Genomic DNA, 22,752 nt, shown 5'->3' with positions numbered 1-22,752 from the left:
TTCATGTCAATAAAATCGATAGCGGCCAAAATATTCGCAAAGAAAATTCATAAAAAAACTTTGAAATGGGCTTCCAATCCTGTGGAAGCGCAACAAAGAGTTTTCCAGGATTTAGTGCTCAAGGCAAATGATACTCTGTTTGGAACAGACCATAATTTTTCCGACATCAAATCCTTTTCAGATTTTGCAAGTCATGTTCCAATTCGAGATTATGAACAACTAAAACCGTATGTAGACCGCGTTGTAAAAGGCGAAGAAAATGTACTTTGGATAGGAAAACCAGTGTACTTTGCTAAAACTTCTGGAACAACATCGGGTGCCAAATACATTCCGCTTACTAAAGAAAGCATGCCTTTTCACATTCAAGCGGCACGAAACGCAATTTTGAGTTACATTCACGAAACTGGAAATTCAAAATTTGTAGATGGCAAAATGATTTTCCTGCAAGGAAGTCCAATTTTGGAAGAAAAAAACGGAATAAAACTAGGTCGATTATCCGGTATTGTTGCGCATTTTGTTCCTAAATATTTACAAAAAAATCGAATGCCTTCTTGGGAAACCAATTGTATTGAAGATTGGGAAACCAAGGTTGACGCCATTGTTGATGAAACCATTAACGAAAACATGTCGGTTATTTCTGGAATTCCGTCGTGGGTTCAAATGTATTTCGAAAAGCTCAGTCAAAAATCCAACAAACCGGTTGGCGAATTGTTTAAAAACTTCAATTTGTTTATTTATGGTGGCGTAAATTATGAACCGTATCGCGCAAAATTTGAAAATTTAATTGGTCGAAAAGTCGATTCGATTGAGTTATTTCCTGCTTCCGAAGGATTTTTTGCCTACCAAGATTCGCAAAAAGAAAAAGGAATGTTGTTGCTTTTAAATGCTGGAATTTTCTACGAATTTATAAAATCCGAAGAGTTTTTTACAACCAATCCAAGAAGATATACAATTGGCGAAGTAGAACTTAACGTGAATTATGTTTTGATAATTTCTACCAATGCCGGACTCTGGGCTTATAATATTGGCGATACTGTTCAGTTTACAAGTTTAAAACCATATCGAGTTATCGTTTCTGGTAGAATAAAACATTACATTTCGGCTTTTGGCGAACATGTTATAGGTAAAGAAGTTGAAACAGCTTTACAAGAAGCAATGGAAAAAACTTCTGTCAGAGTAAATGAATTTACAGTTGCGCCGCAAATAAATCCAGCTTCTGGTTTGCCTTATCACGAATGGTTTATTGAATTTGAAAATGAACCAGAAGATTTAGAAACATTTGCTTTAGCTATAGACAGTTCCATGCGAAAGCAGAATTCGTATTACGATGATTTACTAGTTGGAAACGTTTTAAGAACATTAGTAATTACAAAAGTTTCTAAAAACGGATTCCAAGATTACATGAAATCTATTGGAAAATTAGGAGGTCAAAACAAAATTCCTAGACTTTCTAATGACAGAATTATCGCTGATAAATTATTCTAAAGGTTTTTAACCTACTAGGTATTACAAAAAATTATGAAAAATCTACTTTACATTTTATTATTAGCATCATTTTCAATCTCCGCTCAAATAAAAGGCGTTGTAAAAGACAGCATTTCCGGACAACCCATTCCTTATGTAAATATTGCGGTTGAAAATGAAAATATTGGAGCAACAACCGAGGAAAATGGATCGTTTATCATCAATACGAAACCAAATAAAAATCTGATTTTTTCTGCTTTAGGATTTAAAAAGATAACAGTAAAAGCCTCAAACAATATGGAGGTAAAATTGCAAACAGAAGAGCTTCAGTTGGACGAAGTAGTCATTTCTAAAAAACTAGAAACCAAGGAAATTGAAATCGGAAAAACAAAAAATGCAACTTATCAAGCATTTGAAAATGGCCCAAAATTAGACACCAAGTTTTTCCCGTATTTGCCATCGTATAGTAAAACAAAATACATTAAAAAAGTATCTTTATTTACGGATAGTAAAATTGAAACCGCAACCGTAAAAGTTCATTTTTACGCTGTAGATGCAAATGGTTTTCCAGGAGAAGAGTTGCTGGAAAAAGATTTTATCGTAACAGTAAAAAGTGGAACAAAAAAATTTCTAATTAATGTGGCCGATTTTAACCTAAGAATGCCTAAAACAGGAATTTTTGTAGGATTTGAAAAGCTATTAATCGAAAAAAATAAAGTAGAAAAAACTACCATCGACGCCAATACGAACACAACAAAAACTACAACAACTTATTTTCCGTTACTGCTTTACAATCATGTAGAAAGAGAATTTTTATACAGTTACTCTGGTGGAAAATGGATAAAACAAGCCAAAGCTAATGGTAAACCAGGAGAAAAAATGATGGTAAACGAGCCAGCAATAACATTGATACTAACCAACTAAAATATAAAAACCCTATCTTTGCAGGTTAGAAAAACAAAATTTAATGAAGGAAATTAAAAACATTTCGCGTTCTAGAGCGCAAGAATCGTCGGCAGCTATCGAACGATTGTACATTACCATGAGGCATTTATTTAACAGAGGTTTCTATAAACCAATGGGTGTTTCAGGAGACACTTTAAGAGAAGCATTACTAGCGCTTCGACCAGAAATTTACGGTAGTATTGCCGAAGAAAAAGTAGAATTATCAGGACTTTTGTATGTAATTGAAAGACTTCCTGTTGGAATTGAAGAATGCCGTTACATCAACTTAACTTCAGACGAAGGCTATTCTAAATCGCACTTCAAAGCTATTGTTCCTCCTAAACGTAGAAGAAATTGCTACCGTATTGACGAAGAGCAAATGAACGTTGAAATTACCCGAGGCCGATCAGATATTTATGATATTCTAACGCACTTAACCTTTATTTTCATCGAATCACACAAGATAAAAGATCGGGTTTTAATAGATGAAAACAATAACGAAGTAACTCGCGATTGGCAAAAACTAGAACAAGCAGCGTTACAAACGAAGAAACTAACTTTAATCGAAAAAGAAAAAGCCATTTCACATACGGCCAATGTATTGGGAAGAACGTTTTCTGAAGTTTTAGATATTTATGATGCTTTTGCTACAACCGAAAAACCAGATCGCTTTCTTCATGTAATTTATTGGTTAGGGAAATTAGCTATTGAAGAAGTAATTGATAATAACAAACGTACAATTACTTTTAGTCCAATTTTAAGAGAGCGACTTGGACATCACATTCACGGAGAAATTTGGGCCAATAACATTAAAGAAGTTCTTAAAATAAATGATCTTTTAGAGCGTCCAATACATATTATTTCGGCCAACATGCACAGTGTTATGAACTCTATTTTTGCTCCAAATGTGCATAAAGCCAAGTTCAAAGACAAGTCTGATTTCTACATTTACGAAGAACTTAGCAAGCCAGGTGCTCATGATGTTCGCGATAAAGTAACCGAAGCGGCTATGAAACAAGGTATGATATTTATACCAGATACTTCAGGAACCAATATTGATGTACAATTGTTTGATACAGGCAAGATTGATTGGACTAAATCATCGTTTCCGAAGGCTAAAATTGCTAAACAAGCACCAGTTTTAATAGTTATGGATTATGCCTTTGGAGAACAAGCCTATGAAACTATTGACGAGTTGTTAAAACCATATAAAGAGGGAAAAAACAAAACGTTTATTAATGTTGAATCGGTTTCTATTATGGGTAAAGCCGGAATTTTGGAAGGTGGAAAGGGCGATATCATGATTCCAAATGCGCACATTAATGAAGGAACTGCCGACAACTACTCGTTTGAAAACGAATTAAAACCTGAAATGTTCGAAGGAAATGACATTCCAGTATTTGCTGGACCAATGGTTACAGTTTTAGGAACATCGTTGCAAAACAGAGATTTGCTTAAGTTTTTTCACGAATCTACTTGGGCTGCAATTGGATTGGAAATGGAAGGTTCTTATTATCAAAAGGCAATTCAAAGTGCTTCTAAAATTAGAAAAAGTATCAATCCAAATGTAAAAGTTAGATACGCTTACTATGCCTCAGATAATCCTTTAGAAACAGGAAGCACACTAGCTTCTGGAGGATTGGGAACAACAGGAGTAAAGCCTACGTACTTGATTACAATTAAAATATTAGAACAAATTTTTAACGTAAATTAATTTCACTTTTTATGAGTTCAAATCCTCAAGTCAATAACGACAATCAAGAAATTGACTTGTCTCAAATTTCAAAAAAAGTAGGCGAGTTTTTCGAGAATTGTGCTACTTCGGTTTTTAATGGAATTTTATTTCTAAAACGAAATTTAATACTTCTTGTAGTTTTATTTGTTTTTGGAGTGGGTTTGGGAATTTTTCTAGATAGCAATAGCGAAAATTATGACAGCGAAATAATTGTTACGCCTAATTTTAGTTCTAATGATTATTTATATTCTAAAATAAATCTGTTGAATTCCAAAATTATGGAAGGCGATACAGTATATTTAAAAAAGTTAGGGTTTAAAGAAACCCAAAAAATTGCAGTTGTAGAAGTAGAGCCGGTAGTTGATATTTACAAGTTCATTAGTAATAACGAACAAAATTTTGAACTAATAAAATTAATGGCAGAAGATGGCGATATTACTAAAATTGCTAAGGATAAATTAACTAGCAAAAATTATCCATTCCATTTGTTAAAAATCAGTACTACTAAGAAATTATCCAACGATGCTTTTGTAGAACCACTTTTAAATTATTTAAACAGCTCTGAATATTTTCAGAAAATGAGAAAAGAGTATTTGAATAATATCAAAATTAAAAACCAACAGAATGATTCTATCATCAAACAAATAGATGATTTTCTTGGAAATTTTAAAAAATCCAATGGTGCTAGTAAAAGCAATGGACTTGTAAATATTAGTGATAACACACAGCTCAACGATATCATAAAAACTAAAGAAGCATTAATTACCGAACAAGGCAAACATCGAATGGAAGTATTGAACTACGACCGAATAGTTAAAGATATAAGTATTTCAACTAACATCAAAAACAATTCAGGACTGAATAATAAAATGAAACTTGTACTACCGTTTTTGTTTGTATTCCTATTCATTAGCTTCTCGATCTTTAAATCGTTTTACAAAAAACAATTAGCAAAATCTAAATTATAATATCATGAAAGGAATTATTTTAGCCGGAGGTTCTGGCACAAGATTGCATCCGTTAACACTTGCTGTAAGTAAGCAATTGATGCCCATTTATGATAAACCAATGATTTACTATCCATTGTCAACGTTGATGTGGGCAGGAATAAGCGAAATATTAATTATTTCTACACCACACGATTTGCCTTTGTTTAAACAATTATTAGGCGATGGTAAAAACCTAGGTTGCCGTTTTGAATATGCTGTTCAAGAAAATCCAAACGGACTTGCAGAAGCATTTATTATTGGAAAAGAATTCGTAGGAAATGATAAAGTTGCTTTAATTTTAGGAGATAATATTTTTTACGGAACAGGATTAGCCGAATTGTTGCAAGCTAATAACAATCCTGATGGTGGAATAATTTATGCCTATCATGTTCATGATCCAGAACGCTATGGTGTTGTAGATTTTGATGCCAACGGAAAAGTACTCTCAATAGAAGAAAAACCAGAAAAGCCGAAGTCCAATTATGCCGTTCCAGGAATTTATTTCTACGATAATACTGTACTTGATATTGCTGCCAATATTAAACCAAGCCATCGAGGAGAACTTGAAATTACAGACGTAAACAAAGAGTATTTAAATAGAGGAAATCTCAAAGTAAGTATTCTTGACCGAGGAACAGCTTGGTTGGATACAGGAACATTTCAATCGTTGATGCAAGCCGGACAATTTGTTCAAGTTATTGAAGAGCGGCAAGGTTTAAAAATAGGAGCAATAGAAGAAGCTGCTTACCGAATGGGTTTTATCGATGCTAATCAGTTAAAAAACTTAGCACAACCTTTATTAAAAAGTGGTTACGGCGTTCATCTAATGAGTTTATTACAAGAAAAATAAAATTTTCAAAATAAAAATAAATTGAATTTTTGACATTGAATTCGATTTTTTTGACATTAAATATGACATTTACAGAAACAAAACTAAAAGGTTGTTTTATAATAGAACCTAAAATTATTCGCGACGAACGAGGCTATTTCATGGAAAGTTTTAACGAAAAAACATTCCTAGATGGAGTAGGAGCAAACGTTCATTTTGTCCAAGACAATCAATCGTATTCATCTAAAGGTGTTTTACGAGGATTGCATTACCAAACAGGAGAACATGCGCAAGCCAAATTAGTACGGGTAATTCAAGGTGAAGTTTTAGATGTTGCGGTAGATCTTCGTCCACAGTCGGAAACCTATGGTCAGTATGTTTCAGTAGTATTATCGTCAGAAAATCAAACCCAGTTCTTTATTCCAAGAGGATTTGCACACGGATTTTTAGTACTTTCTGAAACTGCTACCTTCTTTTACAAATGCGATAATTTTTACAACAAGGAGTCAGAAGGCGGATTAATTTACAACGATGCAATAGTTAATATCAATTGGAATTTTCCTTTTTCCGATTTATTGATTTCTGAAAAAGACACCGTACTTCCAACATTAAAAAATGCTAAAAAAGTATGGTAGTTTTAGTAACCGGTGCCAAAGGACAATTAGGTCAGGCTATACAATCTGTTTCTGATAAATTCCCAGAAATAGGTTTTGTTTTTTGTTCTTCATCCGATTTAGATATTTCTAATAAGCAGCAATGCGAAGAGATTTTTACCCAATACCAACCAAATTTTTGTATAAATGCAGCAGCTTATACGGCAGTTGATAAAGCCGAAAGCGAACCAGAAAAAGCATACCTTATTAATGTAACTGGAGCCAAAAACTTAGCAGAAGTTTGCAAAGAATTTTCAACAATATTATTGCATATTTCTACTGATTTTGTTTTTGACGGAAGTAAAACAACTCCTTACACCGAAGAAGATTTTCCAAATCCAACTGGAGTTTACGGACAGACAAAATTAGACGGAGAAAGAGCCATTCAGGAAACATTTGACAACTATTTCATTATAAGAACTTCTTGGGTTTATTCGCAATTTGGGAATAATTTCATGAAAACGATGCTTCGATTGGCGTCGGAACGAGATAGTTTATCTGTAGTATCAGACCAAATTGGAACACCAACAAACGCTGTTGATTTAGCCGAAGTTTTGATAAAAATTGTCCTAAGTAACCAAAATGATTTTGGAATTTACAACTTCAGCAATGAAGGTCAATGTTCGTGGTATGACTTTGCCCAAAAAATATTTGAAGTAAACAATATTGGTATAAATTTGCAACCCATACCCACAACTAGTTTTCCAACACCAGCCAAAAGACCAGCCTATAGTGTTTTGGATAAAAGCAAGATTAAAACTGTTTTCGGAATCAAAATTTCTGCGTGGTACGAACGATTAATTTCAACGCCACAATAAATGGATATCTCAGAATTTTCACGACTAGAAAATAAAGGAAAATACGAGCGACATCCTTGGGAAGTTTCTAGGAAAAATGTGTTATTAAAGTTATTGCAACAATCTAAGATTGAATTTCCAATTCAGCGCATTGTTGATATAGGTGGTGGCGATGCATATGTTATCCATTCACTTCTTGAAGAAAATTTAGCCAAAGAATATTTTACAATAGATACTGCCTACACTTCAGAAGTTGTGAGTCAATTAAAAACAAATTATGGCAGTAGCGAAGTAAATTATATTCCTAATTTAGATCAATATTATAGTGATCATGCTACCGATGCAACTACATTGTATTTATGTATGGATGTTTTAGAGCATTTACAAAACGAAAGCGAGATTCTAAATTACTTAAAAACTGGGAATAATTACTACTTTTTCGCAGTACCCGCTTTTCAATCGGTATTTTCTAGTCACGATGTTTTATTAGGACATTACCGAAGATATACCTTAACTCAGCTCAAAAATTTACTTTCTACAAATCAATTTTACATACAAGACAAAGGCTATTACTTTACCTCATTACTACTTTTTAGATGGATGGATAAAGTGCTGAAAAAAGACAAAAAGGCATCTATAGACAATTGGACAGGAAGTAAAACTAAAGGATTTATAATTAATACAATTTTAAAAACCGACTTTATCGTAAGTTTGTTTTTAAAGAAATTAGGAATTCTAGTACCAGGATTATCAACCTATTGCTTATGCAAAAAATAGCCATCATCATACCGTGTTACAATGAAGCTAAGCGACTTAAAGAAGAGTACGTCAACTATTTAGTAAATGCTACTTTTGTAGATATTTATTTTGCAAACGACGGAAGCTCAGACAATACAAGTGCTCTCATTAATTCAATCCAAGAGCGATATAAAAACAGATGTTTTGCTATAAATTATGCAGAAAACCAAGGCAAAGCACAAACCATCTATAAAACAGTTAACAAGATAATCGAATTAGAAAAGTATGATTATATTGGATATTTTGATGCCGACTTTTCTACTCCAACTTCAGAAATAGTTAGGTTATTAGATGAATTAAATAGTAGTCAATCAGAGTTTATTTTTGGATCGAGAGTTAAATTATTAAACGCTAAAATTGAAAGAAAATGGTACCGACACGCTATTGGTAGAATAATTGTAACGGTACTTAATTTAAGGCTAAAGCTAGGAATTTATGATACCCAATGTGGCGCCAAAATAGTAAAAACTTCGTTAGCAAAAGTAGCTTTTTCAAAACCATTTTATACTTCTTGGCTTTTTGACGTTGAGGTTTTTATGAGATTAAAAAACGCCGATTTATTAAAAAACGCAAAAGAATTTCCGCTTTTGGAATGGAAGCATGCAGAAGGATCAAAACTCAATTGGAAATCTATAATTAGAGTTTTAAAAGAAATTATATTGTTGTTTTTAAGATATTAGCAGAAAGAGATTCTCGAAAATTGGATTGTTATCAATTAAAAAATCGGTATTTTATAATACAATAAATAGCTCTAAATCCGTCTTTCCAACTTATTTTTTTTCCTTCTTGAAAAGTTCTTCCGTAGTAACTAATACCAACTTCGTAAATTCTTATTTTAGGTATTTTACAAATTTTTGCAGTAACTTCTGGTTCAAATCCGAATCTGTTTTCTTTAAGTTGTAACGGTTTTATGATATTAGCTTGGAACATTTTATAGCATGTTTCCATATCGGTCAAATTTAAATTAGTCATCGAGTTACTTAAAAAAGTAAGAAACTTGTTACCGATGCTATGCCAAAAAAATAAAATTCTATGTGGCTTTCCTCCCATAAAACGACTTCCATAAACCACGTCGGCAAAGCCATCTACGATTGGCTTTAAGAGGATATTATATTCCTGAGGATCGTATTCTAAATCGGCATCTTGTATAACTATTATATCACCAGTTGCTTCTTTAATTCCGGTATGAAGCGCTGCTCCTTTGCCTTTGTTTACTGCATGTTCATAGAAGCTTATTTGTAAATCGGCATTGTTTTTTATATATTCTAAGACACTTGCTGCAGTATTATCTGTACTGCAATCGTTCACAATAATAACTTCTTTTTGGATATTGTTTATGAGCGATACATTTTTAATTTTATTTAAAATATTAAAAATTGTTGGCCCTTCATTGTAGGCAGGAATTACAATAGATAGTTTATTAAAATGCATTTATTATTTTTTTCAAATTTAACTTTTTTAATTAATAAGGTATAAATATTTTTTATTTTTTATTTCTGAATAATAATGCAATAAATACATAAATTTACCTCAATTTATTTTATGAAAATATATGCTGAAATTTCTTAAAAAAGACGACACCAAGTTGTATTTAATGCTACTTTTTATCTCATTAGTAGCCTACCATTTTGCCTACGGATTATTTACCTTATTACCTTCTAACACAGGATGGCTGTTGAATGCTTACCACGATTGGGGACAACATTATTTAGGTCCAGCTTATTACCGGAATGAACCATGGCAATTTCCTTTGGGTAAAATGGATAATTTTTACTATCCTGTAGGAACAAATGTTGGTTTTACGGACTCAATACCGTTAATGGCATTTTTACTTAAAATTTTTGATGCTGTCTTGCCAGAAAATTTTCAATATTATGGTTTTTGGTTGTTTAGTTGCATGTATATTTCAGCTTACTATACAAAAAAAATACTAAAATTGTATAATGTAAATAACTACATTATTCTTTTAGCTTGTGTGCTTGTTGTTACCAACCCAGTTTTAATTTTTAGAGGAATGCAGGCTTCGGCATGTACTCATTGGCTGTTTTTAGGTTCTTTTTATTACTATTTAAAACCTACCACAACACATAATGTAGTGAGTAACTTTAAAAAACAAGGTTTGTTAATGTTGCTTAGTGCGGCAATTAATCCTTATCTAGCAATTATGACAGTAGGATTTGTTGTAATTCTAGCTATTAAGAATTTTTTCTTTGACAAAACTGTTTCAGTAAAACAAGCTTTTATATTGCCATTGCTATCAATTGCAGTTGCAGTTCTTTTTTGGATACTATTTGGAATGATAGAGTTTAATAACAGTACTGATTTGGACGTTGGAGATATTTATGGTACCATTTATTCCTTCAATCTAAACTCATTTTATAATTCATATGGTTTTTATTCAAAGTTTATTCCTCAATTGGGAATGATTAACGAGCAACAACATGAAGGATTTGCTTATTTAGGTTTAGGGTTAATTGTAATCGTTGTAATTTCAATTATCATATTTATATATCATTTAGCAACCAAGAAAATTAATAAAAAATATTTATTTGTTTTACCACTTTTTGGACTTTGTTTTCTAATGTTAATTTTTGCAATAACTAATACAGTATCAATAAATACTGAAGTGTTATTTTCTTACCCTACTTTGGGAATAATAAAAAAAGTTGGGAATATATTTAGAGCAGTTGGAAGATTTTCTTGGCCCTTTTATTATTTAATGATAATTATGTCAATTATAATTATTAGTAAAGCCAGAATAAAATCGATTGCTATAACTACTGTTCTACTATTTTTAACGATACTTCAAATTTATGATATTGAAAATCTTATCACATCAAGAGATTTAAAAAGCGGCACTTTTGTTTCAAAATTAGACGAAAAAAAATGGAAGTTAATTATTGATAATTTTGACGAAATCATTACTTATCCTGCGTATTCCAATAATATGGTATATAAAATGGATTATCAAGATTTAATGTATGTAGCATTACAATCCAAAAAACCAATTTCCATAGGATATGTAGCTCGTGAAAATGTTACTGGTGGAAGAGCATTTAACGACACAATTTTGAATCAAATTAAACGAGGTGAAATTGAAAAGAACAGAGTTTATGTTACTAATGCAGAAAACATAAAAGATTTTAATGTGCTTATTTATAAAGATAAAGTAAACATTAAAAGATTAGACAAATTTATTTTTCTTTATTCTAAAGAAAACAAGCTAAAGAAAGAGTACAAAGAACAAGAGGAAAATATAAAATACGTAGATTCTTTAAAAAACCGATACAAAGTAACTTCTAAATACATTGTTTTTAATGGTCAATGGGAATCGGTTGATAGTATGAAATTTAATTTAGAAGATTTTTCAAATTCAGAGGATGTTATAAAAGCAAGAGGATGGGCGCATTTAAAAAATGTAAAAAACAATTCTAAAGATACCATTTTTATAGGATTATCTGGTAAGTCTAACACCTATCTTTTTCCTACCGAAATAGTAAAAAGAGGCGATGTAACAAGTGCTGCGAAAGCAGAGAATTTAGATAATTCGGGATTTAAATTAGATATTTTTACAGATAAATTACCAAAAGATAAATACATAATTTCATTGGTAATAAAAGATAAAAACGGTAAATATCATAAAGGTGCTGTTGATAGAATCTCTGAGCCGGGTAAAAAAACGTATAAAACACCAATTTTATTAAAGGAAAAACCTGAAAACTCTAACGAAATTATTTTTAATGTTGAAAATGTAGAATTAAAAAATGATATTTTAAAACTTAATGGTTGGGCAGCAATAAAAGATAACGATTCTAGAAAGACACAAATAAAGATAGTTTTAATAAAAAATAATAAATATTACGCCTTTGAGACCGACATGATAATAAGAGAAGATGTTACAAAGGCTAACAATGATAAGTTTAATTATGACAACTCTGGATTTACATTAAAAATCAAAAAAAACAGCCTTTCTGGAGGTGAATATAAAATAGGAATTCTAATCAATAATCTCGATACTAAAAAGGCTTATTTTAAATTATGTGAAAAAACAATTGTTTTATAATTTCAAAAATAAAATATTATATATTTGCATAAAAATTAACAAAAATGAAATCACTTATCCTATCACTATCAGCTGTTTTAATCTTGTTTACTTCATGTAAGAATGATAAAACTGAAAAAACTGATGAAGTTCAAACGCCAACCAATATTCCATTTACAATAACAGTTAACGCTATTGTAGAAAAAGATGATGTATTTCAAATTTTTTATAACGAGGACGGAGCAGAAGCTTTTCCACCAGAACAAGCAGTTACTATAGAAGTTAAAGGTAAGCCAGAAGCACAAGATTTAGTTTTTATACTACCTTCTGACGCTGCACCAATGTCGTTAAGATTTGATATTGGAGCCAATAAAGATTTAAAACAAGTTGTTTTTAAAGAATTAAGAATAAACTACCTTGATAAATCATTTACTGCACAAGGAGCTCAATTTTTTAAATATTTTTATCCAAATGCTCAAGTAGAGTTTGATGTTGCAAGTAGTACTGCAAAAATCAATGCTATCGAAGGTCAACCTTATGATCCAATTATCGGAGCAACGATGGATTTGAAAGCTGAGATTTTGAAATTATACAGTAAAAAATAAAAAAATAGGAGCAATTAGCTCCTATTTTTTTTTGATTAATTTGTTATAATAACACTTTAAAAATATTGTGGTAAAATCGAAATAAGCAACTAATGGAGAACTGCTTTTGTGTTTTAATTTTACATCCAAAGCCTCTTTTAATGCTTTAAAAATTTGATTACTAACACCTTCGTTAAGCATTTTTGCAGTAATTTTATCAAAGTAATTTGGTTTGATAAATTCTTTACATCTAATGTAAAAATCAAAATCACCAACAATTTTATATTTATCGTTAAACAACCCAACCTTTTCAAAAAGTTCTCTTTTATGGAAAGAACCTACCTGAGCAATTTCCATATTTCTAATAAGTATTTCCCATACATAAGGCTTGCCGAAAACAGTTAAAATTTCTTTTTTAGAATTAATAAGTTCTAACTTTGAAGAAATATAGTTTGTGTCGGATTTTTTATTTATCTGATAAAAATAATTTTCTAAAGCATCTGGATAATACATGTCATCTGAACCAAGAAAACTTATCCATTGACCAGAACTTAGTTTAATGCCTTTGTTCCAAGCGTCGTAAATTCCGTTATCTTTTTCGGAAATATAGGTGTATTTAATGTTCTTTCCTGCAAACTGATTTTCAAATGACCTTATTATCTGAAGTGTTCTATCAGATGAATTACCGTCAATTATTAGATATTCAAAATCGGAAAAACCTTGATTTAAAACGGAAGTAATAGTATCAAAAATTGTTTTTTCACTATTGTAAGATGCTGTAACTATTGAAAAAAAAGGCTTATTCATTTCTTTTTAAAAACTTTTGTATTTCATTTTTCATAAAGATAAAGTTTTTGTTTTTAAAAATTACAAATATGTAAAAACCCGTAGCTAGTATGAAAATGCAAATAAACAATAAATTTGTTGTATTTTCTAAATAATTAAGTGCAGTCTGAAATCCAAAATAAGAAAATAGTCCAGCAAAACTTATAATATAAATATCATTTTTACAGATTACATTTTTCCAATAAATACCATTAGATTTTTGAAATGAAAAAACCACTATTAAAGAACCGACAGTAAAAGCCAAGTTCCAAGCTAATACAACGCCATAACCGCTAAAATAACTCCCTAAGAAGTAACTTAAACTTGAATTTATAATTACAATCGCCGCATAGGATATAATTAACCAATTCAATTTTCCTTCTCCCAAATAACTAAAGTATGCCGGATTGCTCGAAATGTTTACAAAAACTGCAATTGCGTTTATACTTACTGAAAATAAAAAGAAAGGAATGAGTTTACCAATCCATAAATAGGATATAATCGGTGCAACGATAATGATACCTGATGTTAAAAGTATGTTTATAAATAAAATAATTGAGAACGTTTTAATATACAACGGTTTAACCGAATTGTCATTTCGCTCTTTAGCTTCTGCAACAACCGGAATAATAACCTGATTTGCACTGACAATTAATCCTCTAAATTGCGAAACTAACCTACTTGCCATTTCATAATAACCAACCATAGCAAGTCCACCAAATTTACTCAAAAAAGCCTTAGTTACAGGCTCAAAAGACATTTGCATGAATGACAGTGCTTGCATTTTTAATCCGTAGTTTATGATTTCTTTAAACAATTCTTTAGACCAGTTCCAACGAAACGAAAGTACATTTTTGAGGTGTTTAGAAATAAAGTAAAAAGATAAAATAAGGACTAAAATACCTTGTAAAATCTGTGCAAATACTAAACCTTTCAATCCATAATGTGGCGTAAGTAGTAAACTTAATCCAAATAATAAAATAGAACTAAAACTTAAGATATAACTTTTTATATAATTTTTTTGAATACCATCCAAACAACTACTTATTACGCCGCTTACTGCATTTATAACAAGGCTAATTAATGAGTAGGGAAGAACTTCTAAAGCAATGTTAATGTAATTTTTCTCTATGAAATGGGGTAATATATAATTTCCTAAAACTAATATTACACCAGAGATCAAGATGTAAGCTATCAATATAAAAACACAGGAAGTAAAGATTAATTTTTTGAGACTTTCAAAATCTCCACGTGTGTAATAGGTAGATACAAATTTTATAATACTGGTGCTGATACCAAAGTTTGCAATTAGTGCTAATGATGTTGTTGCAATAATTAACGACCAAACTCCTAATAACTCAATGCCAATAGTATCGAGCAAATAACGGTACAAAAGCAAATAAATTAAGCCAACAACTATTACTTGAATAATTGCCGAAAGAGAGTTTTTTATTATTTTATTTTTCTGCAAAATCAGAGTTTTATATCAGAAATATAATTTTCCATTTGGTTGATTCTTGCATTCCAATTATGATGCTTTACAACGATTTCATAATTTTTTTCAATTAATGGAATGTAAGAAGAATAGTTTTCAAGAATGCTATTGATTTGGTCTATCGGATTTTCTTCATCAATTTCAATGATTGGATTGTAATCAAAAAGAAACTGCATATCGTAAGGTAATTTACCTAAAATTAAACACCTTGAGGCCATGGACTGCAAATATCTGTTGGTTAACGTAGAAATTTTGCCAGTACGTTCCGGATGAGTAATATCAGATGGAACACATATTGATATTTTAGAATTTGCTAATCCTTCTAAAAATTCATCGCGAGTTTTAAAAATTATTTGCCCAGCTTGCTTTTCATATTTGTAAACAAAACTAGTTTCTATTGGTTTAATTTTATCATGATACTCATTCCATTTTCTGCCCAATTGTAATACATCTGTAGTTCTTTTATTATAGTCTACGAATCTATAATTTTCTGACTCAACAGCTTCTGGAATCCATTCGGCTTTAAACTTTTTAATATTTAATGAGTTAAAATAATCCGCAGATTGCTTGCTTGCTGTAAAAAGCAAGTTGATATTATATTGTCTGACTGATTTTTCAATTTCGTCAAATAAGGGTTCCCAAGCATCATACATCCAAAGCGTTTTGAGATTGGATTTATAATGAAAATAAGGGAAAAACTTTTCTTTTTGATAGCCAATAACTACATAATTTCTTTTACTAAAAAAAGGAAATTTTAACGGCGGAAATACTTTTAAATATTGTCTGATTATGAATGCTTGCCAATTGTTTACACCGTTTATAATTTCCCAGTTTTTTTTATCAATAATTCGTTTTTCGAATTCGTGATACAAATCCATCGAAACGTGATGATTAAAATTGGTTTTTATTAATGTAAAGTTTTTCATGATATTAAATAGAACTTAAAACATCGTACAAATGCTTTATCTCTTCGTTTAATGGAACTTGATGATTTCCAACGAAAAATCCATTTTTATCTAAATATTGAGCATTTTTCATTTCACCAAAAATTTCATAATCAAAGAAACGAAGCACTTCATTTTTAGTAAAATCGCCAGTTACAATTGGTCTGCAATCAATTCCGTTAGCTTCCAGTTTTTTTACAATATCGCTTCTTTTTAAAGTTGATTCTGGTTTGATAATAAAACTAAACCCAAACCAACTGCTGTTGCCGATATCTTTCTGAATATAAAAATCGTTGTGATTAGCAAACAATGAATTAAAAAGAACTGCATTTTCTCTTCTTTTTTCTAAGAAATCTGGAAGTTTTTTTAATTGTTCAATTCCGATGGCGCCACTCATTTCTACAGGTCTAAAATTGTATCCTGGTAAAATAAATCTAAATGATTCTTCGAACCAATCATCACTTTTATTAGACACTTTATTTTCTTTTGGTAAATGTCTTGTCCAACCGTGTGCTCGAATGCAAATTAAGACATGGTAAAGTTCTTCATCGTCTGTTACGACAATTCCGCCTTCCATGGTTGCCATGTGGTGTGAGTAGAATGTAGAATAGGTTCCAACAATTCCAAAAGTTCCGGTTTGTTTTCCTTTGTATTCAGCACCCATAGATTCGCAATTATCTTCCATTAACAAGATATCGCGACCGTTTATAATTTTATTTATGGCATCAAAATCATTAGGATTTCCTAATAAATTTACGGCCAAAATCATCTTTGTATTTTCAGTTACTGCTTTTTCCAGTTGCTCCAAATCAAAGTTTAATGTTTCTAAATCTACATCAACAAATTTTAATTTTAATCCGTATTGATATAAAGGATAATACGTTGTAGACCATGAAACAGCTGGTACGATTACTTCATCACCTCTTTTTAACTTAGGATTTTTGGTATAAAATAAAGCTCCAACAGCAAGCAAATTGGCTGAGGAACCTGAATTTACCATTACGGCATATTTTGAGTTTACAAATTTTGCAAAATTTTCTTCAAACTGTTTTACACCTTCGCCCATGGTGTACATGTCTTTGGCAATTACAGATTGTATTGCTTCTATTTCTTTTTCATCCCAAGTTGAGGATGCTAATGGATATTTTATCATTATAAAACGTATTTTTTAAAATAGTCAACAGTTTTTTCAATTCCTTCTTCAAGAGAAGTCGAATGTTTCCATCCAAATTGTTTCAGTTTGGTATCGTCAATTAATTTTTGTCTCATTCCAACAGGTTTGGTCAAGTCGTGTACAAATGTTCCATTGTAACCTAAAACTTTTGCAATAACGCTGTAATATTCATTAATAGTGTAATCGTATCCTAAACCTACATTAAGGTTTTGTGGCATTTTATCAAAATTTGCTATAGCATAAAACACAAAATTTGCTAAATCCTCAGCATACATAAACTCTCTTCTTGATAAGCCATCACCCCAAATATCAATTTCCGATTTATTATTTTGTACAGCATCTTGAATTTTGTTGATTACTGCTGGAACCATATGAGAATGTTCGGGCGAAAATTTATCGTATTTTCCATATAGATTACACGGAATTATAGTTTTGTATATAAAACTGTTATCTTCTTTTGTAATGTATTCGCATAATCTTGTAGATACAATTTTGGCAATGGCATAACCTTCGTTTGTTGGCTCTAATTCTCCTTGTAAAATTAATTCTTCTGCAAGCGGATTTTCAGCATTTCTTGGATACATGCACGAGCTTGCCAAATTCATAAAATGTTTTACATTATTATTTTTAGCAGCCAGAATAATGTTTCTTCCAATGTCTAAATTAACCATCAAAAAGTTAACTGGATTGGCAATGTTGGCTTGAATTCCGCCAACTAAGCCAGCGGCGTGAATTACAAAATCGGGTTTATTGATTTTTATAAATTCATCAACAGCGTTGTAATCTTGTAAATTCAATTCTTTACTAGACGGATGAAAAAAGGTAAAATTTTTGGCTTCAGAATAGTTGAGAATGTTTTTTCCAACCATTCCGTTTCCTCCAGTTAAGAAAATCTTCATAGCATTACAATATTAATACAAATACTATTCGTATAATTTTAGAGATTCACGATCTTTAAAACGAACTACATATTCTAAATCATGTTTCATCATAATTTTTACAAGTTCATTTATCGAGGTTCTACTCGGATTCCAGCCTAAAACTGTTTTTGCTTTTGTTGGATCGCCAAGAAGACTTTCTACTTCTGCTGGTCGGTAATAATTGGCATCAACTTCTATCAGAACCTTACCCGTTTTTTTACAAATGCCTTTTTCGTTTTCTTCTTCACCTTGCCATTCTAGTTCTATTCCAGCTTCATGAAAGGCAAGTTCACAAAAAGTTTTAACGGAGTGTTGTATACCTGTTGCAATAACAAAATCTTCAGGAGTTTCTTGTTGAAGCATGAGCCACATACATTCTACATAATCTTTAGCATAACCCCAATCTCTTAAAGAATTCAGATTTCCTAAATATAATTTTTCTTGCAATCCGTGTGCAATTCTTGATGCAGAAAGAGTAATTTTTCTCGTTACAAATGTCTCTCCTCTTCGTTCGGATTCGTGATTGAAAAGGATTCCGTTTACGGCAAAAATATTATACGATTCTCTGTAATTTTTAGTAATCCAGAAGGCATACAGTTTCGCAACACCATAGGGTGAACGCGGATAAAAAGGTGTTGTTTCTTTTTGCGGAATTTCCTGAACTTTACCGTATAATTCTGAAGTTGAAGCTTGATATATTTTGGTTTTTTCAACTAAATTACAAATTCTAACAGCTTCAAGTAATCTTAAAGTTCCAACTGCATCCGTTTCTGCAGTATATTCGGGCATGTCAAATGAAACTTTCACATGAGATTGTGCGGCCAAGTTATAAATTTCATCAGGCTGAACTTGTTGTACTAATCGTATTAAATTAGTGGAATCGGTCATGTCGCCGTAATGCAATTGTATTTTTTTAGACTGGTGTAAATCACGAATTAAAGATTCTATATACAAGTGTTCAATTCTTTCGGTATTAAAAGTAGAACTTCTTCTTATAATTCCGTGAACTTCATAGCCTTTTTCAAGTAAAAATTCGGCTAGGTAAGAACCATCTTGTCCATTAATTCCAGTAATTAAAGCTTTCTTCATTTCAATTTTTTTATTCTAACGACAAATATATGTTTTATTATAGAAAATATATTTATTCACTTTATATATTCAAACAAAAATTATAAATTATATTTGGCAAAAAAAGATTTTGAAGTCTAAAATAAGTCTTTCTCTACTGTTTTCGATAGTTGTTTTATGTGAAATCTATATCGTTTCATTTAGGATAAATTTGCTTATTCAATTTGCTTTTCTTTTACTATTAATAGTATCTGGGAAAGGAATTGTATCTTCAAGATTTTTAAAAACGTTGCTTCCAATTGCTATTGTATTTGTTCTAGGCTTTTTAGGTTTTTTTTGGAATGATTATTTAATTGTTAATTTTATAAAAGATCTTACACATTTTATCAAACCTTTATTTGCAATATCTATAGGTTATTTAACATTTAAATCTATCAATAGTCCCTCAATATTTATAAGAACAATTATTAAAGTTGCTGTTGTAACTGCTGTAGTTCATTTGATTGGCGTGTTGTTTTTTTCAAGTTTAATAAGCGGTTCAATTCAAGATGCAAGAGAATTTGGACTGGATAATTTTATTGAAATTTTTGCCATGTATATGCTGTTGTTCAGCTCTAAATACAATATTGACTTATTTGAGAAACCAATTTATAAAAAAGTTATTCTTTCCATTTTAATTGTATCTATTATTCTTTATTTTTCTAGAACAATGCTGGGTATGATTTTTATCTTGGGCTTTTCGTTTTCTGGATATGCTAAGTTAACTTCAAAATCGATAAAGATTATTGGTATTTTAATAGCAACTTTATTTTTATTTTACGCCTATTTAGGAACTGTAAAATTTGAAAGAAATTCTAAAGGAATAGAGGCTTTATTGTACAAAATAAAGATGGCGCCTGGAGAAGTTTTTAATGCCAAAGTAAATAGAGAAGATCATAGAGAATTATGGGATCATTGGAGAGCTTATGAAGCGAAAAGAGCACTAAATTTGATGGAAGACAATCCGTCTAGTTTTATAACTGGAACAGGTTATGGTTCATTAGTCAACTTGAAATTTAAAGCACCTTTAGGAGAGAATGGAATGCGATATATATCGGTACTTCACAATGGCTATATTTTTATATTATATAAAATTGGGATTTTTGGAGTTTTATTTTATCTATTGTTTTTAATTAATCTTTACAGAAGAATTTATCATTTTAGTGCAAACCAACAAATTCTATTTTTTAAAATTTTAATATCTACAATAGGAGTTTATTTTTTATTTACATCACTAATTATTACAGGAATTTATATTCCTAAAGACGCAATTCTTTTTATTTTAGGCGGTGCATTGTATTTTGAAAATAAAGTTAAATCTGTAAATACAATAGTTGGATTTGATTAATAAAAGTTAAAGTTTAAATAGCGACAAAAAAGAATAATGAAAAATTATATAAAATATTTGTACAAAAAAGTTTACCAGAAAATGAATTATGAAGTGCATAAATCATTAATGTTAAACGCAAAAATCCTTTCTGAAATAAACAGTAAAAAAACTGCAATAAATTCATTAGATGAAGTAGAATTTCAAGTATTTTCACAGCGTGGTGAAGATGGAATTATTCAATATTTAATTAGCAAAATTGATATACCAAATAAAATATTTGTAGAGTTTGGCGTAGAAACCTATACAGAATCTAACACAAGATTTTTGTTAATTAATAATAATTGGTCAGGATTAGTTATTGATGGAAGTGATAAAAACATAAAATTTATTAAAAATGATTTTATTTATTGGAAGTACGACATTGTAGCTAAACAAAGCTTTATAACTAAGGAGAATATTAATGAACTAATAGGCAGTTATACAGACGTAAAAGATATTGGACTATTGAGCATTGATATTGATGGAAATGATTATTGGGTTTGGGATGCAATAGACGTTATTAATCCAAGAATTGTAATTTGTGAATATAATTCAGCTTTTGGGAGCGAAAAAAAGATAACAGTTCCTTACAAGTCCGATTTTGTTAGGAGTCAAGAACATTACTCGGAATTGTATTTCGGAGCATCTTTAGCCGCTTTTTGTCATCTGGCAAATAAAAAAGGCTACGATTTTGTAGGGACAACTAGTGCTGGAGTAAATGCTTATTTTGTTAGAAAGGATCTTTCTACACCTTTCAAAATATTTTCTCCTACTGAAGGTTATAACGAATCGGATAACAGAGATTCTAAAAATGAAAAAGGTGCGCTTACATTTTTAAGACATTCAGATAGATTAAAAACAATAGAAAACTTAGATGTTTTCGACATTGAAACAAATACTACTGACAAGATTAAAAACAGTATTGGTCAAAGTCTAACTATTTTATAACACAGTGCATTAATTAAAATAATAATGAATAATTCCAAGACAATTTTTTTTGTTGATTGCCATGTGTTTGACAAAGGATTTCAAGGTACAAGAACCTATATTCAGGGTTTATATTTAGAATTGATTAAAGATAAAAGCAAAGTTTTTTATTTTGCAGCTGCTGATATTGAAAACTTAAGAGCAGTTTTTGGAGACCACGAAAACATTGTTTTTATAAAATACAGTTCTAAAAATCCAATTTTCAGATTACTGTTTGAAATCCCCATTATAATTAAAAAACACAAAGTTCATTTTGCTCATTTTCAATATCGTGTTGCGCCAATTAAATTATGTAAATATATTGTCACAACACATGATGTTCTTTTTGAAGATTTTCCCGAATATTTTCCAAAACTTAACAGAATTCAGAGTTTCATTACTTATAAATTTAGTGCTAAAATATCCGATGTAGTTTTTACTGTTTCAGAATATTCTAAAAAACAAATCACTAAACATTTGAAAGTTTCTGATGTAACGGTAATGCCAAACGGAATTGACAGTATCTTTTATGAAGAATATAGTAAAAAAGAAATTCAAGAAGAAGTTTTTAAACAATATGGAATTTCAGATTATTTAATTTTTATTAGCCGATGGGAACCTAGAAAAAACCATCATTTAGTTTTAGAGTCTTTTGTGGATTTAAAATTATATGAAAATCATTCTTTAGTATTCATTGGAGATGATACATTTAAGAATAAAAAATATGAAAAAATTTATAATCTTTTAGAAGATAAAATAAAGCAAAAAATCGCAATCCTTAAAAAACTTGAATTTGCTAAAATGATAGTAATATTAAGAGGTGCATCTGTATCAATATATCCCTCAGTAGCAGAAGGATTTGGAATTCCACCATTAGAATCAATAGCAGCAAAAATACCAACAATATCATCTAATGCTACAGCAATGTCTGACTTTGATTTTATGGGTTACTATTTCTTTAATCCATACAATAAGCAAGATTTTCAAGAAAAATTACTTATGGTTATAAATAAGAAAGACAAACAGATAGATAAAAAAGTAGAAATTATAAAACAACGCTATAATTGGAAACTGTCAGCCAAAATTTTTAATGAAACACTACTTAAAATAAAATAA

The 22,752-nt window shown here is 30.4% G+C and carries 21 protein-coding genes; 14 read left to right on the top strand and 7 right to left on the bottom strand.

Annotated elements, in window-relative coordinates; genetic code table 11:
* The first annotated feature begins 3 nt into the window (after positions 1-3).
* The 9 genes from ACZ098_RS07580 (at position 4) to ACZ098_RS07540 (ending at position 8,890) form a co-directional block, all read left to right on the top strand.
* On the top strand, positions 4-1,485 hold the full coding sequence (locus tag ACZ098_RS07580) for a GH3 auxin-responsive promoter family protein (RefSeq protein WP_487311138.1): 1,482 nt from the start codon (positions 4-6) through the stop codon (positions 1,483-1,485).
* Between the two features lie 33 nt (positions 1,486-1,518).
* Positions 1,519-2,388, top strand: coding sequence for a carboxypeptidase-like regulatory domain-containing protein (locus tag ACZ098_RS07575; RefSeq protein WP_487311137.1), 870 nt, complete (start codon positions 1,519-1,521; stop codon positions 2,386-2,388).
* A gap of 43 nt (positions 2,389-2,431) precedes the next feature.
* Positions 2,432-4,123: a DUF6909 family protein gene (locus ACZ098_RS07570; protein WP_487311136.1), complete on the top strand. Its 1,692-nt coding sequence runs from the start codon at positions 2,432-2,434 to the stop codon at positions 4,121-4,123.
* Positions 4,124-4,134: 11 nt separating this feature from the next.
* Positions 4,135-5,112, top strand: coding sequence for a hypothetical protein (locus ACZ098_RS07565; RefSeq protein WP_487311135.1), 978 nt, complete (start codon positions 4,135-4,137; stop codon positions 5,110-5,112).
* A 4-nt stretch (positions 5,113-5,116) separates the two neighbouring features.
* Positions 5,117-5,983, top strand: a complete 867-nt coding sequence (rfbA, locus tag ACZ098_RS07560; protein WP_487311134.1) for a glucose-1-phosphate thymidylyltransferase RfbA — start codon at positions 5,117-5,119, stop codon at positions 5,981-5,983.
* Between the two features lie 62 nt (positions 5,984-6,045).
* Positions 6,046-6,597, top strand: coding sequence for a dTDP-4-dehydrorhamnose 3,5-epimerase (rfbC, locus tag ACZ098_RS07555; RefSeq protein WP_487311133.1), 552 nt, complete (start codon positions 6,046-6,048; stop codon positions 6,595-6,597).
* On the top strand, positions 6,591-7,433 hold the full coding sequence (gene rfbD / locus ACZ098_RS07550) for a dTDP-4-dehydrorhamnose reductase (protein WP_487311132.1): 843 nt from the start codon (positions 6,591-6,593) through the stop codon (positions 7,431-7,433). Before rfbC ends, rfbD begins: the two co-directional genes overlap by 7 nt.
* Positions 7,434-8,189: a hypothetical protein gene (locus ACZ098_RS07545; protein WP_487311131.1), complete on the top strand. Its 756-nt coding sequence runs from the start codon at positions 7,434-7,436 to the stop codon at positions 8,187-8,189.
* Complete coding sequence (locus ACZ098_RS07540; RefSeq protein ID WP_487311130.1) at positions 8,177-8,890, top strand: glycosyltransferase; 714 nt, start codon at positions 8,177-8,179, stop codon at positions 8,888-8,890. The genes ACZ098_RS07545 and ACZ098_RS07540 overlap by 13 nt, the downstream gene beginning before the upstream one ends.
* Positions 8,891-8,921: 31 nt before the next feature.
* On the opposite strand, the gene ACZ098_RS07535 is transcribed toward ACZ098_RS07540, so the two are convergent.
* Complete coding sequence (locus ACZ098_RS07535) at positions 8,922-9,641, bottom strand: glycosyltransferase family 2 protein (protein WP_487311129.1); 720 nt, start codon at positions 9,639-9,641, stop codon at positions 8,922-8,924.
* A 121-nt stretch (positions 9,642-9,762) separates the two neighbouring features.
* On the opposite strand from ACZ098_RS07535, the gene ACZ098_RS07530 reads away from it, so the two are divergent.
* Positions 9,763-12,273, top strand: a complete 2,511-nt coding sequence (locus ACZ098_RS07530; protein ID WP_487311128.1) for a DUF6311 domain-containing protein — start codon at positions 9,763-9,765, stop codon at positions 12,271-12,273.
* Between the two features lie 44 nt (positions 12,274-12,317).
* The gene (locus tag ACZ098_RS07525; RefSeq protein WP_487311127.1) at positions 12,318-12,857 is read left to right on the top strand and encodes a hypothetical protein; all 540 of its coding nucleotides are present in this window, start codon (positions 12,318-12,320) and stop codon (positions 12,855-12,857) included.
* 21 nt (positions 12,858-12,878) lie between these two features.
* Here the strand turns inward: ACZ098_RS07525 and ACZ098_RS07520 are convergent, their stop codons facing one another.
* The 6 genes from ACZ098_RS07520 to gmd are packed head-to-tail and all read right to left on the bottom strand — an operon-like array spanning position 12,879 to position 19,283.
* Positions 12,879-13,643: a glycosyltransferase family 2 protein gene (locus ACZ098_RS07520; protein ID WP_487311126.1), complete on the bottom strand. Its 765-nt coding sequence runs from the start codon at positions 13,641-13,643 to the stop codon at positions 12,879-12,881.
* The gene (locus ACZ098_RS07515) at positions 13,636-15,132 is read right to left on the bottom strand and encodes an oligosaccharide flippase family protein (protein WP_487311125.1); all 1,497 of its coding nucleotides are present in this window, start codon (positions 15,130-15,132) and stop codon (positions 13,636-13,638) included. The genes ACZ098_RS07520 and ACZ098_RS07515 overlap by 8 nt, the downstream gene beginning before the upstream one ends.
* 2 nt (positions 15,133-15,134) lie before the next feature.
* The gene (locus ACZ098_RS07510; RefSeq protein ID WP_487311124.1) at positions 15,135-16,082 is read right to left on the bottom strand and encodes a hypothetical protein; all 948 of its coding nucleotides are present in this window, start codon (positions 16,080-16,082) and stop codon (positions 15,135-15,137) included.
* Positions 16,083-16,086: 4 nt separating this feature from the next.
* Entirely contained in the window at positions 16,087-17,253 is a 1,167-nt protein-coding gene (locus tag ACZ098_RS07505) for a DegT/DnrJ/EryC1/StrS family aminotransferase (RefSeq protein ID WP_487311123.1), read from the bottom strand.
* A complete protein-coding gene (locus ACZ098_RS07500) occupies positions 17,253-18,173 on the bottom strand; it encodes an NAD-dependent epimerase/dehydratase family protein (protein ID WP_487311122.1) in 921 nt (306 codons plus the stop codon). Before ACZ098_RS07500 ends, ACZ098_RS07505 begins: the two co-directional genes overlap by 1 nt.
* A gap of 24 nt (positions 18,174-18,197) precedes the next feature.
* On the bottom strand, positions 18,198-19,283 hold the full coding sequence (gene gmd / locus ACZ098_RS07495) for a GDP-mannose 4,6-dehydratase (RefSeq protein WP_487311121.1): 1,086 nt from the start codon (positions 19,281-19,283) through the stop codon (positions 18,198-18,200).
* 190 nt (positions 19,284-19,473) lie between these two features.
* On the opposite strand from gmd, the gene ACZ098_RS07490 reads away from it, so the two are divergent.
* The 3 genes from ACZ098_RS07490 to ACZ098_RS07480 are packed head-to-tail and all read left to right on the top strand — an operon-like array spanning position 19,474 to position 22,752.
* Positions 19,474-20,649: an O-antigen ligase family protein gene (locus ACZ098_RS07490; protein WP_487311120.1), complete on the top strand. Its 1,176-nt coding sequence runs from the start codon at positions 19,474-19,476 to the stop codon at positions 20,647-20,649.
* Between the two features lie 36 nt (positions 20,650-20,685).
* Positions 20,686-21,618 (top strand): hypothetical protein, encoded by a 933-nt coding sequence (locus tag ACZ098_RS07485; protein WP_487311119.1) that lies wholly within the window; start codon positions 20,686-20,688, stop codon positions 21,616-21,618.
* Positions 21,619-21,642: 24 nt separating this feature from the next.
* Positions 21,643-22,752, top strand: a complete 1,110-nt coding sequence (locus ACZ098_RS07480) for a glycosyltransferase family 4 protein (protein WP_487311118.1) — start codon at positions 21,643-21,645, stop codon at positions 22,750-22,752.

The sequence above is a fragment of the Flavobacterium sp. SP2 genome, from assembly GCF_057626655.1.
The sequence above is the reverse complement of the archived record's forward strand: the minus strand, read 5'-3'. Positions and strand labels throughout refer to the sequence as shown.

Excerpts from the sequence above, each read along its gene's own strand:
- ACZ098_RS07580 (WP_487311138.1), top strand. The coding sequence starts at position 4 with ATGTCAATAAAATCGATAGCGGCCAAAATATTCGCAAAGAAAATTCAT.
- ACZ098_RS07575 (WP_487311137.1), top strand. The coding sequence starts at position 1,519 with ATGAAAAATCTACTTTACATTTTATTATTAGCATCATTTTCAATCTCC.
- ACZ098_RS07570 (WP_487311136.1), top strand. The coding sequence starts at position 2,432 with ATGAAGGAAATTAAAAACATTTCGCGTTCTAGAGCGCAAGAATCGTCG.
- ACZ098_RS07565 (WP_487311135.1), top strand. The coding sequence starts at position 4,135 with ATGAGTTCAAATCCTCAAGTCAATAACGACAATCAAGAAATTGACTTG.
- rfbA (WP_487311134.1), top strand. The coding sequence starts at position 5,117 with ATGAAAGGAATTATTTTAGCCGGAGGTTCTGGCACAAGATTGCATCCG.
- rfbC (WP_487311133.1), top strand. The coding sequence starts at position 6,046 with ATGACATTTACAGAAACAAAACTAAAAGGTTGTTTTATAATAGAACCT.
- rfbD (WP_487311132.1), top strand. The coding sequence starts at position 6,591 with ATGGTAGTTTTAGTAACCGGTGCCAAAGGACAATTAGGTCAGGCTATA.
- ACZ098_RS07545 (WP_487311131.1), top strand. The coding sequence starts at position 7,434 with ATGGATATCTCAGAATTTTCACGACTAGAAAATAAAGGAAAATACGAG.
- ACZ098_RS07540 (WP_487311130.1), top strand. The coding sequence starts at position 8,177 with ATGCAAAAAATAGCCATCATCATACCGTGTTACAATGAAGCTAAGCGA.
- ACZ098_RS07535 (WP_487311129.1), bottom strand. The coding sequence starts at position 9,641 with ATGCATTTTAATAAACTATCTATTGTAATTCCTGCCTACAATGAAGGG.
- ACZ098_RS07530 (WP_487311128.1), top strand. The coding sequence starts at position 9,763 with ATGCTGAAATTTCTTAAAAAAGACGACACCAAGTTGTATTTAATGCTA.
- ACZ098_RS07525 (WP_487311127.1), top strand. The coding sequence starts at position 12,318 with ATGAAATCACTTATCCTATCACTATCAGCTGTTTTAATCTTGTTTACT.
- ACZ098_RS07520 (WP_487311126.1), bottom strand. The coding sequence starts at position 13,643 with ATGAATAAGCCTTTTTTTTCAATAGTTACAGCATCTTACAATAGTGAA.
- ACZ098_RS07510 (WP_487311124.1), bottom strand. The coding sequence starts at position 16,082 with ATGAAAAACTTTACATTAATAAAAACCAATTTTAATCATCACGTTTCG.
- ACZ098_RS07505 (WP_487311123.1), bottom strand. The coding sequence starts at position 17,253 with ATGATAAAATATCCATTAGCATCCTCAACTTGGGATGAAAAAGAAATA.
- ACZ098_RS07500 (WP_487311122.1), bottom strand. The coding sequence starts at position 18,173 with ATGAAGATTTTCTTAACTGGAGGAAACGGAATGGTTGGAAAAAACATT.
- gmd (WP_487311121.1), bottom strand. The coding sequence starts at position 19,283 with ATGAAGAAAGCTTTAATTACTGGAATTAATGGACAAGATGGTTCTTAC.
- ACZ098_RS07485 (WP_487311119.1), top strand. The coding sequence starts at position 20,686 with ATGAAAAATTATATAAAATATTTGTACAAAAAAGTTTACCAGAAAATG.
- ACZ098_RS07480 (WP_487311118.1), top strand. The coding sequence starts at position 21,643 with ATGAATAATTCCAAGACAATTTTTTTTGTTGATTGCCATGTGTTTGAC.